A 25,018-nucleotide genomic window follows, 5' to 3' on the forward strand; every position below is an offset into this window, starting at 1 on the left:
TAAAAGCCCCACGAGTAGGAATTTTAAAATTTAATAAAATGAAAAAAATAATTTTAGGAAGTTTAATAGGTATGACTTTGACATTATTAGTTGCTTTTACGGTTGCTAATTACGAGCCTAAAAAATCGACAGCCGAAGTAGACCAAATACAAGGTTTTTACCTTTTTGCAAAAAGTAAACCAATGAAAGAATTTGAATATTTAGGGACAGTTAAAGGACCTTTAATTGGAAATCATGAATTTGACAACTTAGTTGAACTCATGGTGAAAATTGCGAAAAAGAATTTTCCAAATGCAAACGCTTTAATTTTTGACGGAGTAATTAAACAAACGCATAATACCAAAGTGAGTGCTGTAAGAATTAAGGACTAAATAAAAACCTACCACTACATAGGTAACCGTTGCACAATTCTCCACAACTCTCTAATTAGCTGTAAACCGTTCCAAACTAACGCACAATGAGAATTATCAGACAAACTGAATTAAAAGACAAACAAAAGGAAGAAATCTTAAAACTCTGGAACAACGAATATCCTGAAAAACTTGCATACAACTCAATTGCAGATTTTGAAAATTATCTAAACAAATTGACTAAACAAAACCACTATTTGTTGGTGGACGAAAATTGAAAAATTAATGGTTGGGCGACAACTTTTATTAGAGAAAACGAAAAATGGTTTGCAATTATCATTTCAGAAAAACTTCACGGTAAATGTTTCGGAACAAAAATGCTAAATGAACTAAAAAGCGATGAAAATGTTTTAAACGGTTGGGTAATTGACCATAATTCTGACATAAAAATAAACGGGAACTTTTATCAATCACCTTTGAATTTTTATTTGAAAAATGAATTTGAAATATTAAATGAAACAAGACTTGAACTAGAAATAATGTCAGCTGTAAAAATAAAATGGAAAAAATGAAGCATATTCAATTTATAGAAACAATACTTTATGTAAATGACCAACAAGCAAGTGCTGACTTTTACACAAATTTATTTCGACAAAATCCTGATTTGAACGTACCCGGAATGACAGAATTTAAACTTGCCGGAAACTACAAGTTAGGATTAATGCCTAATAATGGAATTGCAAAAATACTTTCTGACAAAACACCACATCCAGAAAAAGGAAACGGAATTCCAAGATGTGAACTTTACTTTTATGTTGAAAACATTGAATTCGAATTTGACAACGCAACAAAAATTGGAGCAAAACTGATAAGTGAAATTAAAGACCAAGAATGGGGCGACAAAGTTTGTTACTTTGCAGATATTGATGGACACATAATTGCATTTGCAGAAAAACTGAATAAAAAATAAGACGATGGCAAATCGGGCTATAGCTAACATGAGTAGCCATTGCACAACTCTCTAAAAATGAAAATAGAAGCAAGGACGGCTTCATTTGAAGCGTTTTATGCACACTTGATTTTTGGATGGTTTATATTGGAGTTGTGAGCGTTGTGATGTAGTCAATAATAAAAGACATTGTAAATCATCGTATTTTTAATTTTAGGAAATATACTTTTGAAAAAAGGTTCTCTAAAGTGGTTTAAATTAGGACTAAATGAGTAGTTTAGCAGCGGAATTAACGGAGAAAGGAAGTTTTGAGACAGACTGCCGTTATAGGTTACGCCCAGACAGCAGCAGTCAGTTGTTTCAGCGATAGCCAACAGTAAAAAATAGTGACAATATGAAGAGTATTATAATTTTTATAAGTGGCTGCGTAGTAGGAGTTGTTGCAACGTTATTAGTTCTCTTTGTCATTAGCATTGGAATTAGACAAAATGCGACAGATAGCGAATCGTCCTTTTACGAAAGGACAGCAGAAATTCAGTACATTGAAATTAGGGGCTAGAAAGGAGAAGTTATTTTGCATACAGGTATGCCAAAAGATTCCGTAAAAATTCTCGTAGGAAAACCTGACGATATATATTTACACTCAATCGGGGTAGTACAGCATACGAAAAATGGGGTTACAAAATTCGCAATCAATATCTTTTATACTTGAATATAGATTTAAAAGACGGCAAACTTGAATAGGTGCAACAAAATTAAAATTTGAATGGAAGCCATAGTTGCAGTTATTATTCTTGTTTTTTTTTTAGTTGTACTTCGTTTTTTAAAATCACCGAAAACAAAAGGGGCGGTAGGCGAATTATTAGTAGAATTAAGCTTGGGTGGAGACATTCCAAATGAAAAATATATTATCAACGATTTGTTGCTATATAATGACAGCAAATCACACCAAATAGACCACATAATTATCCGTAAGACAGGTGTTTTCGTTATAGAAACAAAACACTATTCAGGACAAATATACGGACAAGACAACCAAAAGGAATGGACACAAGTTTTAGCTTACGGACGAGAAAAATACCGATTTTACAATCCAATACACCAAAACAAAAGCCACATTTACGCATTGAGTAAAATTGTAGGCAGAAAGGATTGCTTTGTTTCTATTATCGTGTTTCCAAAAGCCGCTATAATGACATATTTTGATGCTTATGTAGGCTCTATTTCTGATATGAAACGGTGGCTCAAACAAGACAGAGAAGAAATATTAACAGTGACAGAGATTGAACAAATTTACAACCTACTAATTGACCACAAAAACAATCCTCAACTGACAAATGTTCAACATATTGACAACATTTCCAAAATGCGGCAAAACATTGAAAATAACATTTGTCCGAGATGTGGCAAAAAACTTGTGATACGAAAAGGAAAATATGGCTCATTTTATGGTTGTAGTGGATACCCATATTGTAAATTCATAAAAAAATAGAACAAACAAAAAACGCTATCTTTTGGGATAGCGTTTTTTGTAGAGGTCGGAACCGGATTCGAACCGGTGTAAAGGGTTTTGCAGACCCGTGCCTAGCCCCTCGGCCATCCGACCTTTTCTTCTTTAAAGGTCTGCAAAAATAGTGTTTTACTTCTGCTTTTTCCAAATTGTTTTATAGATTATTTCTTTGGTGATGTCGCAATGAGTTTGAACAAAAAGGCAGATTGAAAAATAATGTATTTTCGCAAACGAGAGCTATGAATACAATCGTTGTAAGTGGAGCCAATGGGAATTTGGGACAAGCTGTTGTTTTACACTTTCTCAATATAGGTTGGCAAGTAGCGGGTCTTGTGTATAGCAAACACTCCCCTATTTGTGAGCATCAACATTATCGCGAATTTAGGGTTGATCTAAAAAGTGAGTCAGAAAGTGAAAAATGCGTACAACAACTCATTGATATTTACAAAAAGATTGATGCTGTTGTAATGACAGCAGGAGGATTTCGAATGGGTGAGTTTGCTCATACTACGCTTCAAGATTTAGATTTTTTATACAAACTCAACTTTACAACTGCGTACAACTTGTCTAGGCATTTAATCACGCATTTAGAAGGTGTTGGAGGAAAGTTTGTATTTATTGGGTCGGCACAAGGATTTGACACAAAAAAAGGAAAGTCAGCAGTAGCATATAGCCTTTCTAAGTCCCATCTTTTTCAATTGGCAAATATTATTAATGCAAGCTATGCAAACAAAGATGTTAGAGCTTGTGTCATAGTGCCAAGTATTATTGACACACCTCAAAATAGAGATGATATGCCTAATGCTGATTTTAGCAAATGGGAAAAAACAGAAGATATAGCCCGGGTTATTGCAGATTTTATATACAATAAAATAACGGATTCTGTAATTGTGGTGCAAGCGGTTTTGAAGCAATAGGGTTTCAATCGTCATGGTTCGATACATTCAGCTGCGATGAACACTCTCCATGACAGGGCGGTTACAACTGCGTTTCATACTCGCATGAAAGATTGGGTGAAGCTGTGCTGGATATTCACTAAGAAAGAGAGTTGTGGCTAATAAAAACAGGAAAGCCCCTTGGGGAGAGGGGCTTTTATTCCTGTTTTGCATATAAATAATAATGAAGAATCATTCATTCTCTTCAGGCAATGGAGCACCACCCAATATTTTTTCTTTTAGTTTGGATTCAATGTCTGCAAGTAGCTCCGGATTGTCTGCTAATAGGTCTTTAACCGCATCTCTACCCTGCCCTAATTTAGTATCAGCATAACTGAACCATGAACCACTTTTGTTCACAACACCGGTATCTACAGCCATATCTAAAATTTCGCCAACGCGAGAAATCCCTTGTCCATAAATGATGTCAAACTCTACCACTTTAAATGGAGGCGCTAATTTGTTTTTGGCAACTTTCACTTTGGTTCTGTTTCCGGTAATATCATCTCCACTTTTAATCTGACCTATTCTTCGAATGTCTATTCTAATAGAGGAATAGAATTTTAGAGCATTACCTCCTGTTGTTGTTTCAGGATTTCCAAACATCACTCCAATCTTATCTCTAAGTTGGTTGATAAAGATGCAAATACAACCGGTTTTATTGATGGTACCCGTTAATTTTCTCAATGCTTGTGACATTAAACGCGCTTGTAATCCCATTTTTGAATCACCCATATCGCCTTCAATCTCTGCTTTAGGTACTAAGGCTGCAACAGAATCGATTACAACTACATCCAAAGCACCGGAACGGATTAAATTGTCAGTCACTTCTAACGCTTGTTCTCCATCGTCAGGTTGGGACACTAAAAGATCGTCAACATTAATTCCTAATTTTTGTGCATACAATTTATCAAAGGCGTGTTCAGCATCAATAAATGCACACAATCCGCCATTCTTTTGTGCTTGTGCAATACAGCTAAGAGCTAATGTGGTTTTACCTGAAGACTCAGGTCCGTATATTTCCACAATTCTGCCTCGTGGAAATCCTCCTATGCCTAATGCTAAATCTAATCCAAACGAACCGGTAGAAATCACGGATACATCAGCAATTCCATGCTCATCCATTTTCATCACGACTCCCTTTCCATAAGTTTTTTCAAGTCTGTCAATAGTTAACTTAAGTGCCTTAATCTTTTCTGCTTTGCTGTCTGCCATTTCTATACGTAAAATTCAAGCATGCAAATACGTATAATTAGATGGGGCATTATCAACATTTATAGAAAGGATATTCACAATTTTTACCATTAAAAGACAGTGCTGACCGGTGTTCTTATATTTATACAGAAACGTGTATAGCTCTCAACATTGTTGAGAAGTTCAATCTGATTCCAACTTTGAATAGATTCACTTTTGTGAAGTTATGTATGCAATGAAAAACAAGAAGATTCTTCTACTTACTTCGCTTTCAATATTCTGTACTCAAAGCACTGAGTTGTTTGCACAAAAAGATACTTCAGGAGATAATGTATATATTATAGTCCCAACAAATCCTTCTTTGTCTGAAGGGCGCAAACTTGAAATGCTTCCTAATACAACAAGGAATACACGTCAAAATTTACCGATTTTCACTTTTAAAACATTGGATAAATTTTCTCAAACAGGCAAAGAGATATCAGTGTTTCCCCCTGTAACATTCTTTCCTGAACATAAGCAAGTGCTACCGAATGGATTAGCTCAACTTGGATATGGTAATCTTAATGCTATTACCGGAAACATCATTTTCAACAATTTCAGCAACCCTAACAATGCTTATGGCGGTAAATATTCTCACTATTCAACAAATATCCCTAAATCTAATAAGGATTTTAGCAGAAATGAAGCAGGAGCTTTTGCTAAGATTTTTAGCGGCAAAGAGGAATTTGGAGTAGCGTTTGATTTTGCAAGAGATGTGTTGCATTATTACAATTTACCGGACTCTGTTGTCAATTATAGCAAAAGAGATATTACCCGTTATATGGAACAATGGAATGTAAATACATATTACAAGTTTGGGAACATTAACTACGTTGGCAAGAAACCCTATTTTAGGACAGATGCCGGTTTCCAACGATTCAACATGAGCAATTATGTGTATGAAAACAGTTTCCAAGTTAAAGGGCACATGCGTATGGAGCATGAGAGTTTTATTAAAGAAGGAGAAACAATGCCTTTAGATATTAAACTTTCTACTAATATAGATCAACTTAGGTATTGGGAGGCGGCTAAATATAGTCGCTATTTTGTTTGGTTTACTGCGAATGAGGAAGCAACTTTTGAAGTTGGAGGAAAAAAGTTGACTGCGAACGTTGGTTTTAACTTTGATGTTTTTGGTGACTCTCTGGAGCCTAAAGCATATATAACCCCGAACATTTCACTTAAAATTCCATTGATTGAAAAGAAGGTTGTTTTACTTCTTGGTACAGATGGTGGTTATGAGAAACAAGGTTTGCAAACTTTGTATGGGATGAATCCTTTTCTACAAGAAAGACCGGAATTAAAAAATAAATTTACAAGTTTTAGAGGCTTTGGAAGTCTTGAAGCAAATGTTGCTCCTGGAACAGTATTTATGATAGAAGGCTCAAGCGCTCAGATTGCAAATTTTCCTCTTTTTGTGGGTAGTGATGACCCATTTAGAAGATTTGCAATTAAATATGATAATGGCATTTATTCTTATATTTCAATAGGTGCTAATTATAATCTGGGGGACAAACTATGGCTTAATTTAACAGGAAAATATAACAACTACCAAATGGAAACAGAAGAAGAGGCATGGCTGTATCCTGATTTTGAAGTGAAATTAAGCACACACTACACTATGTCAAAGAAATTATTTACCCATTTAGATGTAATTGCACTTGGCAACAGAACTGCAATAGATCAAAATCTGAATAAGATAACCCTAAAGCCATTGGTTGACGTGAACTTAGGAGCTGATTACATATTAAAAAACGGATTTCTTGTATTTATTCAACTAAATAACCTAGCAGGCACTATGTATCAACGCTGGTACCAATTTCCGGTTTATGGATTTAACGCAACTGCCGGTGTAGGATATAGATTCTAATTGATTTTATGCAGTTTGTTTGCTTAGTTTGTTAAGCAATTTAAAATGACTGATAACTGCACTTAAAAAGGTCTTTTCTTGAAAGTAAGGGAGATTAAATTCTTGAGCTGTCTGTTTAACAATAGGAGAAATATTTTTGTAATGAACATGACAAATTCCGGGGAATAAATGATGTTCGATTTGATAATTCAACCCACCAATATACCATGAGAAAACACGGCTTCCGTGAGCAAAATTTGAAGTGGTTTTCATTTGGTGGATAGCCCAACTGTTTTCAATATTTCCGGTTTCGGTATCAGGGATATAAAAATCAGTACTTTCGTTTACATGTGCAGTTTGAAAAATCAATGCCAGTGTAAGCCCCCCAATGATGTGCATAATGAGAAATCCCAATAAAATATGCCACCATGCAAATGGTAAAATTATCAGAGGCAAAACGACAGTTAAAACAAAATAAACTGCTTTTGTCAAAATGATTTCGAACAGGGCTTGATTAAATGTCTTTCCTTGTGCTTTGAATAATCCTTTTCTGTTGTATCGGAATAATTGTTCAAAGTCTTTTGAAACAATCCAGTAAAAAGTCATTATTGAATAAAGCAGAGGAGTGTAGAGCAACTGAAATCTGTGTATTTTGCGATAGTTTTGATCGGGTGTCATTCTGATAATAGATTTCTCAATATCTTCATCGTATCCAAAAATATTAGTATAAGTGTGGTGCAGTACATTATGTTGAATGCGCCAATTGATATGATATCCTCCGGCTAAATTCAGCATCAAGCTTAAGAAATTATTTACTTTCTTATTTTTGGAATATGCACCATGGTTTGCATCGTGCATGATTGACAACCCAACACCTGCAAACCCAAAACCCATCAATACCCAAAGCAAATACATCACCCAAACATTATCGGTTAGATTTGCTAACATAATTACTAAAGGAACAATATATAAAAGTAACATGAAAACTGTTTTGATTTTCATTGAAAGATTGGCTGTTGGTGCAATCTGATTACTTTCAAAATATTGATTGACTCTTTTTTTTACCTCTGTAAAAAATTCAGGTTGGTCGTTCTTGTTAAATCTGATTGCTTTAAATTGCATTGTAATAAGGTGTTTAATAATGAGGATGAGTGTAGGGACAAATGTAGAACTATTCAACAAAAAAAATAACAAACGTTTACAAATATACAAAATAGGTTTTTTAGTGTAGGAAAAGAGCTGTGTTTGTTAAACAGCCTATTAAAACCCTAAGGTATTTGCATATACTTATGGGTTTGAAGAGAAATTTGCCATTCAGGATGCGACTTGACATACTCTATGATTTTTGGCAACATTTGCGTTGTTTTACTCCATTCAGGCTGCAATAACAATTTGCATTTTTTGTTAACTTCTTTGCCAAATTCTTCTGCCCATTTGAAATCGGATTGATTAAACACGATAATTTTAAGTTCATTTGCCTTTTGCAATTGAGACATAATAGGCTTTTTGAATTTTTTAGGAGAAATACAAATCCAGTCAAAACTTCCGCGTATATAAGAGGACGCAGATGTTTCTAAGTGTATTTTAAGTCCTTTATCATGCAGTTCGTTACACAAATTAGTCAAATCATATAGACAGGGTTCGCCACCTGTAATAACAACAATTTGTGCTCCGCTTTTTTCGGCTTCCTCTGCTAAAAATTGAGGCGTCAACATAGGAAAACCCCCAGCATTCCAGCTTTCTTTGACATCACACCATACACATCCTACATCACAACCGGCAAGTCGAATAAACCAAGAAGCATATCCGCTATACGTTCCTTCACCTTGAATGGTGTAGAAGCGTTCCATTACCGGCAATAAAGTTGATTCAGACAAGGTTGTTTTTCTTTTTAAAGGCTTCTAAAGTATTTATCATCAGTCCAATTCGAGTCATTGGGCCTACCCCACCGGGCACTGGTGTTGCAGCATAACAAATACCTTCTAATGATGAATAATCTGCATCTCCTTTTAGTGTGTATCCTTTGGGCTTTTGGCTGTCTGACACACGTGTAATACCAACATCTATAACAGTTGCCCCTTCTTTTAACATTGAACCTTTTAGAAAATCTGCAATACCAATAGCTACAACAACAATATCAGCATGCCTGGTGAAAAATTCCAAGTTCTTAGTTTTGCTATGACATAAAGTAACAGTTGCATTTCCTGTTTGAGAAGACTGTGATAACAAAATACTCATTGGTCTTCCAACAATATTGCTTCTTCCAATGACAACAACATGTTTGCCTTGAGTATCAATTTTATAAGCTTCAATCAATTTTAAAATACCAAATGGAGTTGCAGGAATAAAACCGCCCTCTCCTCTTGCTACCAACCCGAAATTTGCAGGAGTAAACCCATCTACATCTTTTAGAGGTGAAATGGTATCCGTTACTTTTTTCTCAGAAATATGCTTTGGCAATGGTAGCTGAACAATCAATCCGTCTGTATGTTCCGACATATTGATTTGTTTGATGATTGAAAGCAATTCAATCTCTGTGGTTGATTCAGGTAATCTAATTACTTTGGAGCCAAAACCAATTTCATGACAATCCTTTTCTTTTGAAGCAACATAAGTTTGACTTGCTCCATCATCCCCAACTAAAATGGCTGTTAAATGAGGTGCACGTTTACCGGAAGCAATGATAGCAGATGTTTCTTGTTTTAATTGTTCCTTAATTTCCTTGGCTACCTTAACACCATCAATTTTTATCATGTTTTGCTCTTTTTTAGGGTGTGCAAAGTTAAGACAAGACAAACAGATAAATTTATATTTGCCCAAAATTAAAAACGCAATATGAATAAATTAAAGGTATTTGCAATAGCTGCTATTTTTAACTTCAATATAGTAGCCATTGCTCAAGAAATCAGTCTTATCAATCCTGTAAGTGCATCCGAAGTACAAGTTATGACACCTGAACTGCTTTGGCAATTGGGTAGAGTTTCGGCTTTGGGGATAAGCAAGGATAAAAAACATATTATATATAAAGTATCAACTCCATCGGTTGCTAACAATAACTTTAGCAGTAAATACTATCAAATTCCTCTTGAGGGTGGGAACGCTACGGAAATAAAGAATTTCAATGAATTGCTTCCTAATAAAAATATTTCACCTGACGGTAAATATATTTTATATACAATGGATATCATGTTGCAACCGGTTCTTGGTAAAGACCTATACCCCAACTATGCATATTCTGACGTAAAGATTTATAATGGGTTAGACTATCGTCATTGGAGTTCTTGGTTTGAGGGTAAATATACACATCTATTCTACAAATCAGTTGGCGAGCCTGACACTTACGGGACAGATTTGCTTCAAGGCGAGCGATTCTATTGCCCTCAACAACCTTTCGGTGGTGACAATGATTATACATGGTCTCCTGATGGAAAGAAAATACTCTATGTTACAAAAAAGAGCGAAGGAACTGCTTATGCAACAAGCACCAATACCGATATTTATCAGTATGATATAGCCGGTAAAACAACTACAAATCTGACAGTAGGTATGAAAGGGTATGATACCGACCCTGCTTTTAATAAAAAAGGTGCTTTAGCATGGCTCAGTATGGAAAGAGATGGTTATGAAGCAGATAAAAATGATATTTATGTTCTTGAGAATGACATTAAATTAAACCTTACTAAACAGTGGGATGGAACAGTAAAGCAATTTATTTGGGCAGATGATGACAGAACGCTTTACTTTACTGCAGCAATTGGAGGTACCATACAACTGTTTTCAGTTGACTATCCCGGAAAAACTAAAAAACTACCTTTGGTTACCCAGTTATCAGATGGTCAATTTGATATTACCGGAATTGTTGGACAAGCAGGTAACAACTTGATTGTTACAGTAACAGACATGAATACAGCAACAGAGATTTATAGCTTCAACTTGCAAACTAAAAAACTCAAAAAGCTTACCGGGGTTAACGACCAATATTACAACAATATTCAGACTAGTGAAATCAAGAAAAGAATAGTAAAAACCACAGACAACAAAGACATGGTGGTATGGGTCATTTATCCTCCAAACTTTGACCCGAATAAAAAGTACCCGACCCTACTCTATTGCCAAGGCGGACCACAATCTGCATTGTCTCAATTTTATTCATTCCGTTGGAATTTTCAATTGATGGCAGCAAAAGGATATATAGTGGTTGCGCCCAACCGTAGGGGAATGCCCGGACATGGAGTCGAATGGAATGAAGCCATTAGCAAAGATTGGGGTGGTCAAGTAATGAAAGATTATCTGTCTGCTATTGATGATGTTGCTAAGGAGTCTTATGTAGATAATAAAAGGTTGGGAGCAATTGGCGCAAGTTATGGAGGTTATTCAGTCTTTTATTTAGCCGGAATGCATCAAGGTAGATTTAAGACTTTCATTGCACATGCCGGTGTGTTTAACACAACAAGTATGTATGGCACAACAGAAGAAGTCTGGTTTCCAAACTTTGATGCAGGTGGAGCTTATTGGGAGACTGAGAATAAAATAGCTCAGAAAACATACAAAGAGTTTAACCCCGTCAATTATGTACAAAATTGGAATACCCCAATATTAATTACCCAAGGAGGCATTGATTACAGGGTTCCAATTGGGCAAGCACAAGAGGCTTTTCAAGCAGCACAATTACGTGGAATCAAGAGTAGGTTTGTGTTATTCCCCGAAGAAAACCATTGGATTTTATCCCCTCAAAATGCAATGATTTGGCAAAGTGAATTTTTTAAATGGCTTGATGAAACATTGTGATATGAATCTATCTGTCTTCAAAAAGAAAAGCCTCTCAATTACTGAGAGGCTTTTTTGTTGGGTGAATGATGGGATTCGAACCCACGACCCCCTGAACCACAATCAGGTGCTCTAACCAACTGAGCTACAATCACCGTTTGGGGGTGCAAATATAACCTTATACTTTCAATTTCAATAGTTGTACAAATATTTTTCTTGTAAACTTTTATCTCAAAGAAATTTATAAAGCGGACAAAGCAAAAAACTAATATTGCGCCTTAAATTTCAAACCATGCTCAACACTAAATTTGGTCAATTTTTCATTTTGATTGTGTTGGGCGTAGTTTGGGGTAGTTCATTTATATTGATGAAAAAAGGCTTAATAGCTTTTAACAGCTGGCAAGTAGCTTCCTTACGACTATTCTTTGCAGGGATGATTGCTGTCCCCTTTTTTATTAAACATAGAGAGTCAATTAAAAAAAAAGATTGGTTGTGGTTAATCTTAGCCGGATTTATAGGAAATGGTATCCCTGCATTTATGTTTACCTACGCACAACAAGCAGGATTAGAGAGTTCACTTGCAGGTGCGCTCAATGCTTTGACACCGGTATTTACATTAATTGTGGGAGTAAGTTTTTTTAATATTCAATCAAACAAAAAACAAGTTTTAGGGCTGTTGATAGGATTGTGTGGTGCAATATATTTGATATATAACAAAGTAGGTATCAACTTCAACAACTTTTCAATCTTTCCTTTCTTGATAGTCTTTTTAGCTACATTCTTTTATGGAATTAACCTCAATATAATCAAATCAAAGATTGGACATATTAAGCCGGTCTTAGCTGGGATGATTCCATTAAGTATTGTTGCATTTCCTGCTACCGGAGTAGTTTTTGCGAGCGGTGCGCCACAAGTGCTACAAGAATCTACACAAATATGGAGTGTTTCCTTGTTGTCAATACTTTTATTGGGTATTGTTGGCACAGCAATGTCTTTGTTTGTTTACAATGCATTAATTCAAAAAACGAATGCGCTATTTGGTGCAGCAGTAAATTATATGCTCCCTTTTGTTGCAGCACTCTGGGGTGTTATAGATGGAGAAGCATTTGGAAAATCAGAACTCCTCTCCTTGCTATTTATTATGGGTGGCATTTATTTAATCAGGGGTAAATAAGCTGTTGAGATTAATTCATTTCCAATAATTGCAGTTTGAACCCTACCTTTGCGCCACGAAAAATTTGTACAAATGAATTCTGTTTATGTAATTGATGCTGTTAGAACAGCGATTGGCAAATATGCAGGCACTCTTTCGTCAGTTCGTCCTGATGATATGGCTGCACATGTTATAAAGAGTTTAATTGATAGAAATCCCAAAGTTGATTTTTCTAAAACAGAAGAAGTCATTTTGGGTGCTGCCAATCAAGCAGGAGAAGACAATAGAAATGTGGCTCGTATGGCAAGTCTATTGGCAGGACTCCCTACAGAAGTTTCAGGATTTACGGTTAATCGCTTATGTGCCAGTGGCTTGCATGCAATTGCAGATGGTTTTTTAGCCATAAGTCAAGGCTATGGCGATTTATATATTGCCGGAGGTGTTGAAAGCATGAGTCGTGCGCCATTCGTAATGGCTAAATCTGAAAAAGCATTTGACAGAGTTCCCGAAGTATTTGATACTACCATTGGTTGGAGGTTTACAAATCCGGCATTGTCTGCTTTGCACCATCCTTTTACTATGGGTGAAACTGCTGAAAATGTTGCAACAAAATGGAACCTAACTCGTGAACAGCAAGATGCTTTCGCATATAACAGTCAAGTAAAATGGGATATGGCTAATAATGCAGGGAAGTTCAAAGATGAAATAACACCCTATATTCTAAACGGAAAGAAGGGCGAAAAAACGGTTTTTGACACTGATGAACATCCTAGACTTAGCTCACTTGAGATATTAGCTTCATTAAAACCTGCATTTAAAAAAGATGGTTCAGTTACAGCAGGAAATTCATCCGGTGTGAATGACGGTGCAGCTGTACTCTTGTTAGCATCTGAAAAGTTTATAAAAGAAAATAATATTACACCGCTGGCTCGTATTGTTTCTTTTGCGGCAGCAGGAGTTGCCCCGGAGATCATGGGAATCGGTCCTATTCCGGCAACACAAAAGGCACTCAAGAGAGCAGGATTAACAATCAATGACCTTGGGTTGGTTGAATTAAATGAGGCATTTGCAAGCCAAAGTATTGTTTGCATGCATGAATTAGGACTAAATCCTGAAATAGTCAATGTAAATGGCGGGTCGATAGCAATTGGACACCCATTAGGATGCAGTGGAGCACGCATTTCTTCTACACTTTTACATGAAATGAAAAAGAGAGCAAATGTTCGCTATGGTCTTGCAACTATGTGCGTAGGCGTAGGCCAAGGAATGGCAATGATTTTTGAGAAATCTTAATGAGATACTTTCTCCAAATTGCATTTGACGGGCAACCTTTTTGTGGCTGGCAACTACAAGCCAATGGCAATACTGTGCAAGCAGAAGTAGATAAAGCGTTAAGCATTATTCTCAGAAAAGATATTTATTGTTTGGGATGCGGCAGGACTGATTCTGGAGTACATGCAAAGCAGTTTTTTTTGCATTTTGATACTGAAAATCTCATTGAGGACATTCCCTTGTTTATTAGAAAATTTAATGGTGTTACACCTCGCGAGATTGCCGCTTATAAACTCTTTCGTGTAAAAGATAATGCAAATGCTCGTTTTGATGCTATTTCCAGAACTTATGAATACAAAATAAGTTTACAAAAAGACCCTTTTGAAATAGGCAAGTCATATTTCATTTGGCATCAACCGGATTTGTCACGCATGCAGGATGCTGCTAAATTATTGGTGGGCAAGATGGATTTTAAAGCTTTTAGCAGGGTAAATGATTTAAAACACCATATATGCGACCTTACTGAAGCGCGTTTTGAAGAAAATCAAAACACAATCATCTTTACTATCAGCGCAAACCGCTTTCTTCGCAATATGGTGAGAGCCATTGTGGGTACATTATTAGATATTGGATATGGGAGAATGGAACCGGATACGATAGTAAGTATATTAGAAAGTAAAGACAGGAGAAAAGCCGGTCAAAGTGTGCCTTCTGATGGTTTGTATTTGACTAAGGTTGTGTACCCTGAAAATATTTTTATCAATCATAATGAGTAAAGAAGGTAAGAATAAAAGGATGTTTGATGGAATGCTCCTATGGAGGATTATTAAGCTTGCATCTCCATATAAAAAGCAATTCTGGCTTGCAATCATCAGTACTATTTTGGTTGCTGTAACTGCTCCTTTGCGTCCATACCTTATCCAACTTGCCTTAGAAGATTATGTAGCACAAGCCGATAAAATAGGACTTCTTTGGATTACTATCATAACCATAGCTCTACTTGTCATTCAGACTTTATTACAGTTTTGGAATAGCTATATAACGGGGTGGATTGGTCAAAGTGTAATTAATGACATGCGGAACAAGGTTTTTGCTAAAATAAATTTAATGAAGCAAAAGTTTTTTGACAAGACTCCCGTTGGCGAACTTGTTACCCGATGTGTCAATGATATAGAAACGATTGCAGATCTCTTTGCCGCAGGTATTATTACAATTACAGGCGACATTTTGCAACTGATTGCAATCACAGGGTTTATGTTTTACATAGATTGGAAACTAACCCTCATAACTTTGTCGGTTTTGCCTCTCTTACTCTACGCTTCTCATATTTTCAGAATTAAAGTGAAAGAATCTTTCCAAGATGTAAGAGTAGCGGTAGCAAAAATTAATTCGTTTGTGCAAGAACGAATAACGGGAATGCAAGTAGTTCAGTTGTATAATCGTGAAGATATTGAATATGAAAAATTCAAAGAAATCAATATGGGACACTATGAAGCAAATCAGCGTTCTGTACTTTATTATTCAGTATTTTTCCCTGTAATTGAAATTATTACCGCCATTTCATTGGCTTTATTGGTTTGGTGGGGAACAAAGGAAATGTTAGGTGTAGGAGTTGCAACATTTGGAAAATTGACTGCATTCATTCTCTATATCAATATGTTTTTTCGTCCTGTGAGAATGTTAGCAGACCGCTTTAACAATGTACAGATGGGAATGGTTGCAGCGTCCAGAGTATTTAAGTTAATTGACAATAAAGAAAATTTGGAAGATTCGGAAGGTAGTTACGTTGCTGAACCTATTGGCAATATTGTCTTTGATAAGGTTTGGTTTGCTTATAATGACGAAAATTATGTAATCAAAGATTTATCTTTTACTCTGAATGAAGGAAAAACGTTGGCAATTGTTGGCGAGACAGGTTCGGGTAAAAGTTCCATAATCAACTTGTTGATGAAATTTTATCCCTACAACAAAGGACAAATTACAATAGATGGAGTGTCACTGACAGAATGGAATGCGCTCTTCTTACGGAAAAGAATTGCAATTGTAATGCAGGATGTTTTCTTGTTTTCAGGGTCTATATTAGAGAATATCACTTTGAATATGCCGGAAATAAGCAGAGAACAAGTGATTGAAACTTCCAAATTATTGGGAGCAAATACCTTTATTGAGAAATTACCGGGCGCTTATGATTACAAAGTCATGGAACGTGGCAACACCTTGTCTATGGGGCAAAGACAATTAATATCTTTTGTACGTGCAATGGTTGTAAACCCTAAAATATTAGTACTTGATGAAGCAACTTCCTCTGTTGACTCGGAAACTGAAGATGTAATTCAGAAGGCAATTGAAAAAATGATGTTCAATAGAACTTCTATTGTTATTGCACACAGGCTTTCAACTATTGAAAAAGCAGACAATATTATTGTAATGAGTCATGGTGAAATTGTGGAATCAGGCACTCATAAAGAGTTAGTGAAACAACGTGGCAGATATTATCAATTACAAAAGTCCGGAACACAAGAAATCCTCACAGAATAATGTTTTGATTAAAGTTGTAATACAATGATATTTGTCTCCTATTTTAATGTACTGTAACTGATGAAGTCATTTGTAATCAAGATAGTTTTAGGTATTACAATTTTAATGGTGGGTTCATTAACCGGTTGGGCGCAAAACAATATCATGTTTGAGCCTTTTACTTCATTTTCTTGGTCTGCAAGTAATTCATATACATCCAAATCTGATTTTATTCAAAATGGACAATCATGGAACAGTGAAAAAGGTATTGGCTTTGGATCTGGTAATGAATTTGGGATTTTAGCAAAAAGGTCTTTCGATTCTTCCATGTTAACTGTAAATGCAGGCGTTTCTGCACTCATTGGAAAGAAACAGCAAACATATCTTATGGAAAACTACGACTCCGGTCAAAAAGTCGTGAAGATGATGGATGCGTATCAACTCAATGCTTTATTAGGAATTGGTTTGCAAAATAAATTTAACAACAAAATATTAATTGGTTCTGATGTTTTGCTTGTCATTCCTTTAATTACAAGATTCAAAGAAGTAATAATTAACAAACAAGGCAACATAAACTCACAAACAAGTTTGCAGTATAAATCTCGAATTACAGTTGGTCTGAATCTAAGGTGTGGCATAGGGTATCAACTCTCAGAGCACTTATTAATCAAAGGTGATGTTGTATATACCTTTATGAGTATTTCAAATAAAAGTTCAATCATTAGAAATTACACCTCCTCTGATGGTACTTCGCTTGCACAACGTTACCCAACTACTTCCGACCTTGAAACCATTTTTTATAAGGATATGAAGGATGTTAAAAACGATCCGATACTTAACCCCTCGGGGTTTGACAAGAATAAACCTTCAGAAAGTATATCAACCCAACTTCCATTCAGCAGAATGGGGCTGAGCATTTCACTTGTTTGGATTTTAAATTTGAAGAAGGGTTAACAACTAACCATTCATACTAATCAGGAACTCTTTATTGTCAAGCGTGGTTTCCATGTACCTAAGCATGGTAGTCATAGCTTCCTCAGATGTCATATCCGCAAGATGATTTCTAAGAACCCACATTTTTTGCAGTGTATTTTTGTCATACAACAAATCTTCTCTCCGAGTACTTGAGGATACAATATCAATAGCAGGATAAATTCTTTTGTTAGAAAGTTTTCTATCAAGTTGAAGTTCCATATTCCCGGTTCCTTTAAACTCTTCAAAAATCACTTCATCCATTTTAGAACCGGTATCAATTAATGCAGTAGCAATAATAGTAAGCGAACCGCCATTTTCTATGTTTCTAGCTGCACCGAAGAATCTTTTTGGTTTTTGTAATGCATTTGCATCTACCCCTCCAGACAAAATTTTACCTGATGCCGGCTGTACAGTATTATAAGCTCTGGCAAGTCTGGTGATTGAGTCAAGTAATATTACCACATCATGACCACACTCGACCAACCTTTTTGATTTTTCAAGCACAATATTCGCAAGTTTTACATGTTTTTCAGCAGGTTCGTCAAATGTAGATGCAACAACCTCAGCTTTAACATTTCGAGCCATTTCTGTAACCTCTTCAGGTCTTTCGTCAACCAGCAGAATAATCATATATATTTCAGGATGATTTGCTGCAATTGCATTAGCAATGCCTTGTAATAAGTTGGTTTTACCTGTTTTGGGTTGTGCCACAATTAGTCCACGTTGTCCCTTACCAATAGGAGAAACTAAATCAATAATTCTATTACTAAAATTGCGAGGGTTGTCAACAAGGTTTATCTTACTATTTGGAAAAAGCGGAGTTAAATGTTCAAATGATATTCTATCCCTGATTTCAGCAGGCGTTTTACCATTTACTTTTTGAATCTGGACTAAGCCGAAATATTTTTCATTATCCTTTGGCAACCTAATAGTACCAACGACTGTGTCGCCTGTTTTAAGTCCATAAGAGCGAATTTGTTGAGGAGATACATAAACATCATCCGGTGATGACATGTAGTTATAGTCAGCAGAACGCAAGAATCCATACCCTTCTTGGATCACTTCCAGCACACCAATCGAAGTAACCAAACCTTCTAATTCCATGATTTGATTAATTCTCTCTTGTCTTTGTTTATCTCTTTCAGATTGTTCTGATCTCTGTCTATCTATAATTTTGGTTTCGTTGTTTTCCTTATCTTCTACTTGCGATTCAGCTTTAATTTCACTATTTATCGCTGTGTTAACATCAACATTTTCTTCTATTTTTTTTTCAATAGCTTGATTTGTGTTTTCAGTTGAGTGCACCTTCTTGCCTTGTTCTAAAACTTTATTATGAGATTGCTCAGTATTATGGTTGATAGGTCTGCGCTTGCGTTCATGTTTGTGTTCATGACCGTTCCTTTGATTGGATGCAGCTTCTATTTTAGCAGGTTCCGGCTCTGGTTTTAGTTCCGTTTCGGATTTTTTACTGCCAATGGCATCAATTAGCTCATTCTTTTTTAACCCGGTTGCATTTTCAACACCCAATGCAATAGCAATTTCACGCAATTCGGAAATTTTCTTTTCCTTTAAAATATCAATCTCAGACATTGATTATATTGATTATAAATATGATTCAGTATTGGCTCTAAAAATTCTTTCTAAAATAAAATCGGATTAAATTTTCAGAAAAGAAAATAATCTGAGACCCAGATTAGTTCTGGGTGCAATTTTACATCAAATATTTGAAATAGCAAGAGATTTATTTCATAGTGTATAACATTGAAATGTTAGTAAAGGATTCTTACATTCTGTTAATTCTCTATATCTTTGCACTATATCACTAAAAGAGATGGCAGGAGTAAGAATTGAGAAGTTTGAAAAGCAAATGCAACGTGATTTAGGTGAGATTTTTCAACAAAATAGTTGCACTTGGTTTGGAGGTGCATTCATAACAGTTTCACAAGTAAAAAGTAGTCCTGATTTAGGCTATATTAAATGTTATATCAGTATTTTGAACGAGAAAGAACCTGCGAAGTTGTTGATGCTTGTGGAAGAGAAATCAAAAGAAATAAGAATGGAACTTGCTCACCGTAATAAACATTTACGTAAAACTCCAGAGATTTCTTTTATGGAAGACACATCGTTAGATTATGTAAATAAAATGGAAGCTCTTTTTGCTTCAATTAAAAACAACAAGAAATAACTCGCCCATGCTTGTAACCTATGTAGAGGAACAACACGTCAAAAGCATTATGAAGAATCGCTTTTATAGGTGGGTTTTCTTTAATTATACCAAGCATTTAGACTTAAAAAATATTTTAATCAGGAAATTTACCAAGCAAATTGTAAAACAAAAAGACCTGAAAATACCAAGAGTCCTAGATGTGGGCTTTGGATTTGGGCAACGGATTTATTATTTAATTAAACATTATCCCAAAGCAGGTGTATTGGGAATAGATGTCTCAGACAAAGCAGTTTCATACGCAACAAAATACTTTAATCAAAAAGATTTTCCGAATGTGTACTGTATGAAAAAAGATGTAAAGGATTTGGACGATAAAGATTCGTTTGATATTGCTTATGCTGTCAAAGCTTTAAACTATATTGAAGATGACAAAGGTGCATTACAGAAGATATATGACTCATTAAAACCGGGGGGCACTCTCCTATTGCTTAATAGTTATTCTGCTAAACAGCAACATGAGAAAATTTATGACAGAATTTATGCACTCCCAAGATTACGAGATGGATATTCACTAGAGTCTTTAGAAGAAATAATGCACGAAGTTGGATTTTCAAAAATTGAAGCACGTTATATATACGGTACTACTGGTAATTTGGCATGGGAAATTGTAATTGCATTGCCGATTAAGATTGCTCGAAAGTCAAAATTGTTTCTTCCGTTTTTGCCTATATATATGCTCCTTGTTACACCAATTGCCGGTATCCTGAATTTTTACGATTACTACATTGGTCATACTTCCGGTAGAAGTATTTTTATTAAAGCAGAAAAATGAGAAAAAGTCTGTTTTTTGCCATTCGCTATTTATTTTCTAAGAAAACACACAACGCTGTCAACTATATATCGTGGATTTCTGCATTAGGATTTTTTGGCGGTTCGTTAGCATTGATAGTTATATTATCAACTCTTAACGGCTTTGAAAATCTAATTCTTTCAATGTATTCACACTTTGACCCTGATTTTAAAATTGAATCTGTTGAAGGCAAAATGCTAAATCAAGGAGATATCGATTTCTCTATATTAGAGCAAACACCGGGTCTGATTAGTCTTAATAAAGTGTTAGAAGACCAAGCCGTAATCAAACATTACGATTATCAAGCAGCGGTATATGTTAAAGGAGTGGATGATGACTATTTTTTCAAAACAGGATTAGACCAATATGTGCAAGATGGAGTAGCAGACTTAAAAAGCGAAGGAATTAATCTGGCGATTTTAGGAGCAGGTGTTGATTTTAAATTACAAACAAGAGTCAACAACCCACAGAGTATTGCAACTCTATATACCCCCAGAAGAGAAAATTTGTCAATTAACGACCCTAATTTATTGCAAGCTTTATTAATCAAACCTTCCGGTGTAGTATATCTGGATGATTTAATTAATCAGAAATATGTTTTCGTTCCTTTGAGTTATGCAAGAGAACTATTTGACCGCGAATCCGAGATTTCATATATTGAAATACGCATAGCTCCCAATAAAATCAACCAAGCACAACATTATCTTCAGCAAAATATTTCACCCACTTTAAAAGTTAAAAATAGGATTGAACAACAGTCCTCACTTTATCAAATGTTTAAAACTGAAAAATGGGTTGCCTATGCTTTACTCGCATTTGTTCTATTTCTTGCAAGTTTCAACGTTACAGGTTCATTATCGATGCTTGTAGTAGAGAAAAAGGATGATATATTTACATTAAAAACGCTTGGTGCAGATGCTGCATTTATCAGAAAAATATTTCTAACCGAAGGTATGTTAATTTCTGTTGTCGGTGGTCTAATTGGTTTAATGGTGGGATGTCTCTTAGTTTTATTGCAAGATTATTTTGGATTAATTAAGATGTCCGGTGCAATAGTTGAGAGTTATCCGGTTAAACTATTGTGGTCTGATATTGGGATTATTATTCTCACAAATATTTTTTTAGGATTTATTACCTCGCTTTACCCCACATGGAAGTCATATACAGAAAATTAATCTCTTCGGTTCTGCTTCTAATAACTACTTGTGTTGTATATGGACAAAATGAAGACAGTACAGTTGAAGCTGATTGGAATCTATTAATTCAATTACAAAATCAACGAGTATATGATGCCGGACTTACGAGTGAATCAAATCTCAAACAAACATTTGAATCAAAAGGAATTATATATCCTCCCAGGTATATTTATTGGAGGGCATTCAAAGCAGAAAAAGAACTTGAATTATGGGCTAAAGATTCCCAAAGTCAATCTTTTACACTCATCAAGACATACCCTATTGCTAATCTTTGTGGAGATCTTGGTCCAAAACGCAAACAAGGCGACCATCAAATTCCGGAAGGATTTTACAAAGTCATTAAATTTAATCCTTTATCATCATTCTGGTTGTCATTTCAAATCAACTACCCAAACGGCTCAGATTCAATTTTAGGATTAAAGAAGAATCTCGGGGGCGATATATTCATACATGGAGATACAGTAACTATAGGATGTTTGCCTATGACAGATTCCATTATCAAAGAAATATATTGGATTACATTGCTTAATAAAAATCAAATAGATTCCAATGAAATCATTCCTTTTCATATTTTCCCAATTAGGCTAACAAATGATAATTGGCAGCTCCTATACAAGGAATATTGGGGAGATCAAAGTAAAATAACATTTTGGAACTCACTTCAAGGTGTTTATAATTACTTTGAAGACAGTTATAAGTTACCGGAAATTATGATAGACGATAAAGGATTTTACAAGGTTATTTACCCTAAAAAACAACAAACAAACAATGAATTACCTCATAGTGGGACTGGGAAATCCGGGTGAACAATATATCCATACAAGACATAATATTGGTTTTGACATTATAGACAATATTGCGTCAAATTATAACCTCAGTTTTAAAACAGTACAATTTGCCCAAAAATGTGAATGGGATTTTCATGGCAATAAAATCATTCTGTTAAAACCGGATACATTTATGAACCTCAGTGGGAGAGCTGTTCAATATTGGTTAAATTGGTATAAAATACCACTAGATAAATTATTAATACTTGTAGATGACCTTGCATTGCCAATTGGTAAAATAAGAATCAGAAAAAATGGAAGTGCCGGAGGACACAATGGATTAAAGGATATTGAAAGAGCCCTAGCTACCAAGGACTATAACAGACTTCGTTTTGGTGTAGGAAATAATTTTAAAAAAGGAAGTCAAGTAAATTTTGTTTTAGGAAAATTTACAGAACCTGAAAAGGCAATTACAAAGACTTCAATTGAAAAATCAAGTAAAGCTGTGGAGCATTTTATATTACATGGAATTGATAAAACAATGGAACAATATAATCATTAGTTCCCTTGCTGGCGCTTAATTGCATATTCAATTATTCGTTCATCCGGGTTAAATAGCTCACAATCTGTCAACCCAAGTCTTTCTACTGCTATACTCACTAACTCCCTTTCAGATAAATTAGAATGATTGTGAAGTATCTCCGCATAATACCTTCCAGCCATAAGCATTGCCTCTAATGGAATCAATGCTATTAATTCACTTCCTGTTACATCAGCACCTTTCGCTATTGCTCTCATTTTAATTTCTTCAAAAACTTTATGAATTGGTGTTTCCCTATAATTAGTTAGATTACATGAAACTTGTGCAATACCAAAGTGTTCCATGTACCATCCAATTGCTTTTACATATCGCAATGCCCCAGGTATTCTTTCTTTATCGCCTTTCCCTTCTCTGTTTACTAAGTATCCTGATTCTCTTATTTCTGCCGCAATCTCGTTAGCTATTTCTACAGATTTTGTATTTAAATTTACATTATAGGCAATTAAAAAATCTCTGGCTCCAATAACTGTTGCCCCTGACTTTTCATTAAAAAAAATACCAAAATCCGGTTTCCATTCAGGAAGAATCATCTTAGAAGGCAGCATCTCATATTCTCCCTTTCTTATAATTGACAAATTGCTTCTTGCTTTATTAGGTTGCGAATGTTCATATAGATATACAGGAATATTCAACTCTCTAGCAACTCTTGCTGCTAATTTTTTAGATAAGAGTATAGCATCTTCCATAGAAACTCCTTCAATAGGTACAATAGGACAAACATCACATGCACCAATACGAGGATGTTCACCCTTATGATTTCTCATATCAATTAATATACTGGCACATTTAATTGCAAGAAATGCAGCTTCAATCACTTTCGATGGTTCTCCAACAAAAGTATAGACTGTTCTATTTGCATCAAACCCTTTATCTATATATAAAAGAGTAACTCCTTGAACTGATGAAATTACATTTGCGATTTTCGTAATTATTTCATAATTTCTTCCTTCACTGAAATTTGGAACACATTCAATTAGTTGATTTTTCATTGACATGCAAAATTAAAAAAAAAGCCCCCCAATACATGGAGGGCTTTAAAACTAATTAAATGATATTAATATTCCCAAAGGTCGTGTTCCCAAATGAATAGGTCGTTCTTAATCTCTTCACTTTTTAGTAAAGCTGCCATATTATCATCTTTGAACTCTTCGTAATCCTTAACATATAAGTCATACATATTTGACTCTTTAACGATGTAACTATCAAATAATCTAAACTGGAAGAAATGGTCATAAGATATTCTTGCAGCATCATTTTCAGTATTAAATACCTCAATATTTTTTAACAAGGGTCTCAAATCATCCATTTTAAGCCAAAACATAGGTTGTTCACCTATCTCCACTCCTCCGAATTCTAACATATAAAGAGGAGCAATAGCCATAATACGTGGTTTAAATACAGAATGTTTGTGATCAAAGAACCAGTCCTCTAGAAGCATATACTTTCTAATTTTATAGAACTCAAACTTTTCTCTTATAGTAGAGTCAATAACATCAAATGGATCATCAGGATCACCGAGAGGATTTGGAACTTGAATTGTATATTCACGAGAACCAATTGTTTGAGCATGTTCCGGTGTCATCCAAGAATATAAAGAGTCGTTATTGTAAGCTTTAACAGAGCCATCAATTGCATATCCATATATATATTGATTTAAAGGATTCTTAGGCCATTCAAGAATCTTATTCATCTTTTGACGACAATCAATAATGCGATGAATCTTCCGTTGATACTTTACATCGGCTTCTTGTAAAAAAGGATATTTTACAACAGGTCTCTCTTTAATTGCCATTTTATCGTATGGATTTTGCTCACCGCTTATTGGAACAAACTCCTCAAAATTTGGCTGCTGAGCATACGCAGAAAGACTCAACAATGATGATATAATTACTACAAAAGACTTCTTCATATTTTATATGTTACAATA

Annotated in this window: 26 protein-coding genes and 2 tRNA genes; 19 read left to right on the top strand and 9 right to left on the bottom strand. The window is 35.1% G+C overall.

Going from position 1 to position 25,018, the window contains the following annotated elements; translation table 11 throughout:
- The first annotated feature begins 38 nt into the window (after positions 1-38).
- From M0R38_07615 to M0R38_07640, 6 genes are all read left to right on the top strand, one after another.
- Positions 39-371, top strand: coding sequence for a hypothetical protein (locus tag M0R38_07615; protein MCK9481610.1), 333 nt, complete (start codon positions 39-41; stop codon positions 369-371).
- Positions 372-457: 86 nt separating this feature from the next.
- Entirely contained in the window at positions 458-628 is a 171-nt protein-coding gene (locus M0R38_07620; GenBank protein MCK9481611.1) for a hypothetical protein, read from the top strand.
- A 99-nt stretch (positions 629-727) separates the two neighbouring features.
- The gene (locus M0R38_07625) at positions 728-922 is read left to right on the top strand and encodes a hypothetical protein (GenBank protein MCK9481612.1); all 195 of its coding nucleotides are present in this window, start codon (positions 728-730) and stop codon (positions 920-922) included.
- Entirely contained in the window at positions 919-1,320 is a 402-nt protein-coding gene (locus M0R38_07630; GenBank protein MCK9481613.1) for a lactoylglutathione lyase, read from the top strand. Before M0R38_07625 ends, M0R38_07630 begins: the two co-directional genes overlap by 4 nt.
- A gap of 373 nt (positions 1,321-1,693) precedes the next feature.
- On the top strand, positions 1,694-1,858 hold the full coding sequence (locus M0R38_07635; protein MCK9481614.1) for a hypothetical protein: 165 nt from the start codon (positions 1,694-1,696) through the stop codon (positions 1,856-1,858).
- Between the two features lie 207 nt (positions 1,859-2,065).
- Positions 2,066-2,791: an NERD domain-containing protein gene (locus tag M0R38_07640; protein MCK9481615.1), complete on the top strand. Its 726-nt coding sequence runs from the start codon at positions 2,066-2,068 to the stop codon at positions 2,789-2,791.
- Positions 2,792-2,834: 43 nt separating this feature from the next.
- Here the strand turns inward: M0R38_07640 and M0R38_07645 are convergent.
- A tRNA-Cys gene (locus M0R38_07645) sits at positions 2,835-2,905 on the bottom strand.
- A 143-nt stretch (positions 2,906-3,048) separates the two neighbouring features.
- Between M0R38_07645 and M0R38_07650 the strand changes: the two genes are divergently transcribed.
- The gene (locus tag M0R38_07650) at positions 3,049-3,726 is read left to right on the top strand and encodes an SDR family NAD(P)-dependent oxidoreductase (GenBank protein ID MCK9481616.1); all 678 of its coding nucleotides are present in this window, start codon (positions 3,049-3,051) and stop codon (positions 3,724-3,726) included.
- Between the two features lie 210 nt (positions 3,727-3,936).
- Here M0R38_07650 and recA read toward each other — a convergent pair whose 3' ends face one another.
- Positions 3,937-4,959: a recombinase RecA gene (recA, locus tag M0R38_07655; GenBank protein MCK9481617.1), complete on the bottom strand. Its 1,023-nt coding sequence runs from the start codon at positions 4,957-4,959 to the stop codon at positions 3,937-3,939.
- 214 nt (positions 4,960-5,173) lie between these two features.
- Here recA and M0R38_07660 point away from each other — a divergent pair, with 214 nt between their 5' ends.
- Positions 5,174-6,847, top strand: coding sequence for a hypothetical protein (locus M0R38_07660; GenBank protein MCK9481618.1), 1,674 nt, complete (start codon positions 5,174-5,176; stop codon positions 6,845-6,847).
- Positions 6,848-6,853: 6 nt separating this feature from the next.
- On the opposite strand, the gene M0R38_07665 is transcribed toward M0R38_07660, so the two are convergent.
- The 3 genes from M0R38_07665 to M0R38_07675 form a co-directional block, all read right to left on the bottom strand.
- A complete protein-coding gene (locus M0R38_07665; protein ID MCK9481619.1) occupies positions 6,854-7,948 on the bottom strand; it encodes an acyl-CoA desaturase in 1,095 nt (364 codons plus the stop codon).
- A 146-nt stretch (positions 7,949-8,094) separates the two neighbouring features.
- On the bottom strand, positions 8,095-8,676 hold the full coding sequence (locus M0R38_07670) for a 7-carboxy-7-deazaguanine synthase QueE (GenBank protein MCK9481620.1): 582 nt from the start codon (positions 8,674-8,676) through the stop codon (positions 8,095-8,097).
- 19 nt (positions 8,677-8,695) lie between these two features.
- On the bottom strand, positions 8,696-9,580 hold the full coding sequence (locus tag M0R38_07675) for a bifunctional 5,10-methylenetetrahydrofolate dehydrogenase/5,10-methenyltetrahydrofolate cyclohydrolase (GenBank protein MCK9481621.1): 885 nt from the start codon (positions 9,578-9,580) through the stop codon (positions 8,696-8,698).
- Positions 9,581-9,772: 192 nt separating this feature from the next.
- Here M0R38_07675 and M0R38_07680 point away from each other — a divergent pair, with 192 nt between their 5' ends.
- Positions 9,773-11,614 (top strand): S9 family peptidase, encoded by a 1,842-nt coding sequence (locus tag M0R38_07680; GenBank protein ID MCK9481622.1) that lies wholly within the window; start codon positions 9,773-9,775, stop codon positions 11,612-11,614.
- Positions 11,615-11,673: 59 nt separating this feature from the next.
- Here M0R38_07680 and M0R38_07685 read toward each other — a convergent pair.
- Positions 11,674-11,749, bottom strand: a tRNA-His gene (locus M0R38_07685).
- A 136-nt stretch (positions 11,750-11,885) separates the two neighbouring features.
- Between M0R38_07685 and M0R38_07690 the strand changes: the two genes are divergently transcribed.
- The 5 genes from M0R38_07690 to M0R38_07710 all read left to right on the top strand — a co-directional run bounded on the left by M0R38_07690 (position 11,886) and on the right by M0R38_07710 (position 17,489).
- A complete protein-coding gene (locus tag M0R38_07690) occupies positions 11,886-12,767 on the top strand; it encodes a DMT family transporter (GenBank protein ID MCK9481623.1) in 882 nt (293 codons plus the stop codon).
- A gap of 72 nt (positions 12,768-12,839) precedes the next feature.
- A complete protein-coding gene (locus M0R38_07695; protein MCK9481624.1) occupies positions 12,840-14,039 on the top strand; it encodes an acetyl-CoA C-acyltransferase in 1,200 nt (399 codons plus the stop codon).
- On the top strand, positions 14,039-14,794 hold the full coding sequence (gene truA, locus M0R38_07700; GenBank protein ID MCK9481625.1) for a tRNA pseudouridine(38-40) synthase TruA: 756 nt from the start codon (positions 14,039-14,041) through the stop codon (positions 14,792-14,794). The genes M0R38_07695 and truA overlap by 1 nt, the downstream gene beginning before the upstream one ends.
- Complete coding sequence (locus tag M0R38_07705) at positions 14,787-16,556, top strand: ABC transporter ATP-binding protein/permease (protein MCK9481626.1); 1,770 nt, start codon at positions 14,787-14,789, stop codon at positions 16,554-16,556. Before truA ends, M0R38_07705 begins: the two co-directional genes overlap by 8 nt.
- 60 nt (positions 16,557-16,616) lie before the next feature.
- Positions 16,617-17,489, top strand: coding sequence for a hypothetical protein (locus M0R38_07710; protein ID MCK9481627.1), 873 nt, complete (start codon positions 16,617-16,619; stop codon positions 17,487-17,489).
- Positions 17,490-17,492: 3 nt separating this feature from the next.
- Here M0R38_07710 and rho read toward each other — a convergent pair whose 3' ends face one another.
- Positions 17,493-19,100, bottom strand: a complete 1,608-nt coding sequence (gene rho, locus M0R38_07715) for a transcription termination factor Rho (protein MCK9481628.1) — start codon at positions 19,098-19,100, stop codon at positions 17,493-17,495.
- A gap of 241 nt (positions 19,101-19,341) precedes the next feature.
- On the opposite strand from rho, the gene rbfA reads away from it, so the two are divergent.
- Genes rbfA through pth form a run of 5 tightly spaced genes read left to right on the top strand, consistent with a single transcriptional unit; the run spans position 19,342 to position 23,052 of the window.
- Positions 19,342-19,695 carry a 30S ribosome-binding factor RbfA gene (gene rbfA / locus M0R38_07720; GenBank protein ID MCK9481629.1) on the top strand — a complete coding sequence of 118 codons (354 nt, stop codon included), beginning with the start codon at positions 19,342-19,344 and terminating at the stop codon, positions 19,693-19,695.
- Positions 19,696-19,744: 49 nt separating this feature from the next.
- On the top strand, positions 19,745-20,509 hold the full coding sequence (locus M0R38_07725; protein ID MCK9481630.1) for a class I SAM-dependent methyltransferase: 765 nt from the start codon (positions 19,745-19,747) through the stop codon (positions 20,507-20,509).
- Positions 20,506-21,702, top strand: coding sequence for an FtsX-like permease family protein (locus tag M0R38_07730; protein ID MCK9481631.1), 1,197 nt, complete (start codon positions 20,506-20,508; stop codon positions 21,700-21,702). The genes M0R38_07725 and M0R38_07730 overlap by 4 nt, the downstream gene beginning before the upstream one ends.
- Positions 21,678-22,529, top strand: a complete 852-nt coding sequence (locus M0R38_07735) for a hypothetical protein (protein ID MCK9481632.1) — start codon at positions 21,678-21,680, stop codon at positions 22,527-22,529. The genes M0R38_07730 and M0R38_07735 overlap by 25 nt, the downstream gene beginning before the upstream one ends.
- Positions 22,492-23,052 (top strand): aminoacyl-tRNA hydrolase, encoded by a 561-nt coding sequence (gene pth / locus M0R38_07740; GenBank protein MCK9481633.1) that lies wholly within the window; start codon positions 22,492-22,494, stop codon positions 23,050-23,052. Before M0R38_07735 ends, pth begins: the two co-directional genes overlap by 38 nt.
- Here pth and ftcD read toward each other — a convergent pair.
- Together ftcD and gldN are read right to left on the bottom strand one after the other, a co-directional pair.
- Positions 23,049-24,080 (bottom strand): glutamate formimidoyltransferase, encoded by a 1,032-nt coding sequence (ftcD, locus tag M0R38_07745; GenBank protein ID MCK9481634.1) that lies wholly within the window; start codon positions 24,078-24,080, stop codon positions 23,049-23,051. The genes pth and ftcD overlap by 4 nt on opposite strands.
- Positions 24,081-24,145: 65 nt before the next feature.
- Positions 24,146-25,000: a gliding motility protein GldN gene (gene gldN / locus M0R38_07750; GenBank protein MCK9481635.1), complete on the bottom strand. Its 855-nt coding sequence runs from the start codon at positions 24,998-25,000 to the stop codon at positions 24,146-24,148.
- Positions 25,001-25,018 lie beyond the last annotated feature (18 nt).

This window comes from Bacteroidia bacterium, assembly GCA_023228875.1.
Taxonomy (GTDB): Bacteria; Bacteroidota; Bacteroidia; order NS11-12g; family UBA955; genus JALOAG01.

Coding starts and splice junctions, on each gene's coding strand:
- M0R38_07615 (MCK9481610.1), top strand. CDS start 39: ATGAAAAAAATAATTTTAGGAAGTTTAATAGGTATGACTTTGACATTA.
- M0R38_07620 (MCK9481611.1), top strand. CDS start 458: ATGAGAATTATCAGACAAACTGAATTAAAAGACAAACAAAAGGAAGAA.
- M0R38_07625 (MCK9481612.1), top strand. CDS start 728: ATGCTAAATGAACTAAAAAGCGATGAAAATGTTTTAAACGGTTGGGTA.
- M0R38_07630 (MCK9481613.1), top strand. CDS start 919: ATGAAGCATATTCAATTTATAGAAACAATACTTTATGTAAATGACCAA.
- M0R38_07635 (MCK9481614.1), top strand. CDS start 1,694: ATGAAGAGTATTATAATTTTTATAAGTGGCTGCGTAGTAGGAGTTGTT.
- M0R38_07640 (MCK9481615.1), top strand. CDS start 2,066: ATGGAAGCCATAGTTGCAGTTATTATTCTTGTTTTTTTTTTAGTTGTA.
- M0R38_07650 (MCK9481616.1), top strand. CDS start 3,049: ATGAATACAATCGTTGTAAGTGGAGCCAATGGGAATTTGGGACAAGCT.
- recA (MCK9481617.1), bottom strand. CDS start 4,959: ATGGCAGACAGCAAAGCAGAAAAGATTAAGGCACTTAAGTTAACTATT.
- M0R38_07660 (MCK9481618.1), top strand. CDS start 5,174: ATGAAAAACAAGAAGATTCTTCTACTTACTTCGCTTTCAATATTCTGT.
- M0R38_07665 (MCK9481619.1), bottom strand. CDS start 7,948: ATGCAATTTAAAGCAATCAGATTTAACAAGAACGACCAACCTGAATTT.
- M0R38_07670 (MCK9481620.1), bottom strand. CDS start 8,676: ATGGAACGCTTCTACACCATTCAAGGTGAAGGAACGTATAGCGGATAT.
- M0R38_07675 (MCK9481621.1), bottom strand. CDS start 9,580: ATGATAAAAATTGATGGTGTTAAGGTAGCCAAGGAAATTAAGGAACAA.
- M0R38_07680 (MCK9481622.1), top strand. CDS start 9,773: ATGACACCTGAACTGCTTTGGCAATTGGGTAGAGTTTCGGCTTTGGGG.
- M0R38_07690 (MCK9481623.1), top strand. CDS start 11,886: ATGCTCAACACTAAATTTGGTCAATTTTTCATTTTGATTGTGTTGGGC.
- M0R38_07695 (MCK9481624.1), top strand. CDS start 12,840: ATGAATTCTGTTTATGTAATTGATGCTGTTAGAACAGCGATTGGCAAA.
- truA (MCK9481625.1), top strand. CDS start 14,039: ATGAGATACTTTCTCCAAATTGCATTTGACGGGCAACCTTTTTGTGGC.
- M0R38_07705 (MCK9481626.1), top strand. CDS start 14,787: ATGAGTAAAGAAGGTAAGAATAAAAGGATGTTTGATGGAATGCTCCTA.
- M0R38_07710 (MCK9481627.1), top strand. CDS start 16,617: ATGAAGTCATTTGTAATCAAGATAGTTTTAGGTATTACAATTTTAATG.
- rho (MCK9481628.1), bottom strand. CDS start 19,100: ATGTCTGAGATTGATATTTTAAAGGAAAAGAAAATTTCCGAATTGCGT.
- rbfA (MCK9481629.1), top strand. CDS start 19,342: ATGGCAGGAGTAAGAATTGAGAAGTTTGAAAAGCAAATGCAACGTGAT.
- M0R38_07725 (MCK9481630.1), top strand. CDS start 19,745: ATGAAGAATCGCTTTTATAGGTGGGTTTTCTTTAATTATACCAAGCAT.
- M0R38_07730 (MCK9481631.1), top strand. CDS start 20,506: ATGAGAAAAAGTCTGTTTTTTGCCATTCGCTATTTATTTTCTAAGAAA.
- M0R38_07735 (MCK9481632.1), top strand. CDS start 21,678: ATGGAAGTCATATACAGAAAATTAATCTCTTCGGTTCTGCTTCTAATA.
- pth (MCK9481633.1), top strand. CDS start 22,492: ATGAATTACCTCATAGTGGGACTGGGAAATCCGGGTGAACAATATATC.
- ftcD (MCK9481634.1), bottom strand. CDS start 24,080: ATGAAAAATCAACTAATTGAATGTGTTCCAAATTTCAGTGAAGGAAGA.
- gldN (MCK9481635.1), bottom strand. CDS start 25,000: ATGAAGAAGTCTTTTGTAGTAATTATATCATCATTGTTGAGTCTTTCT.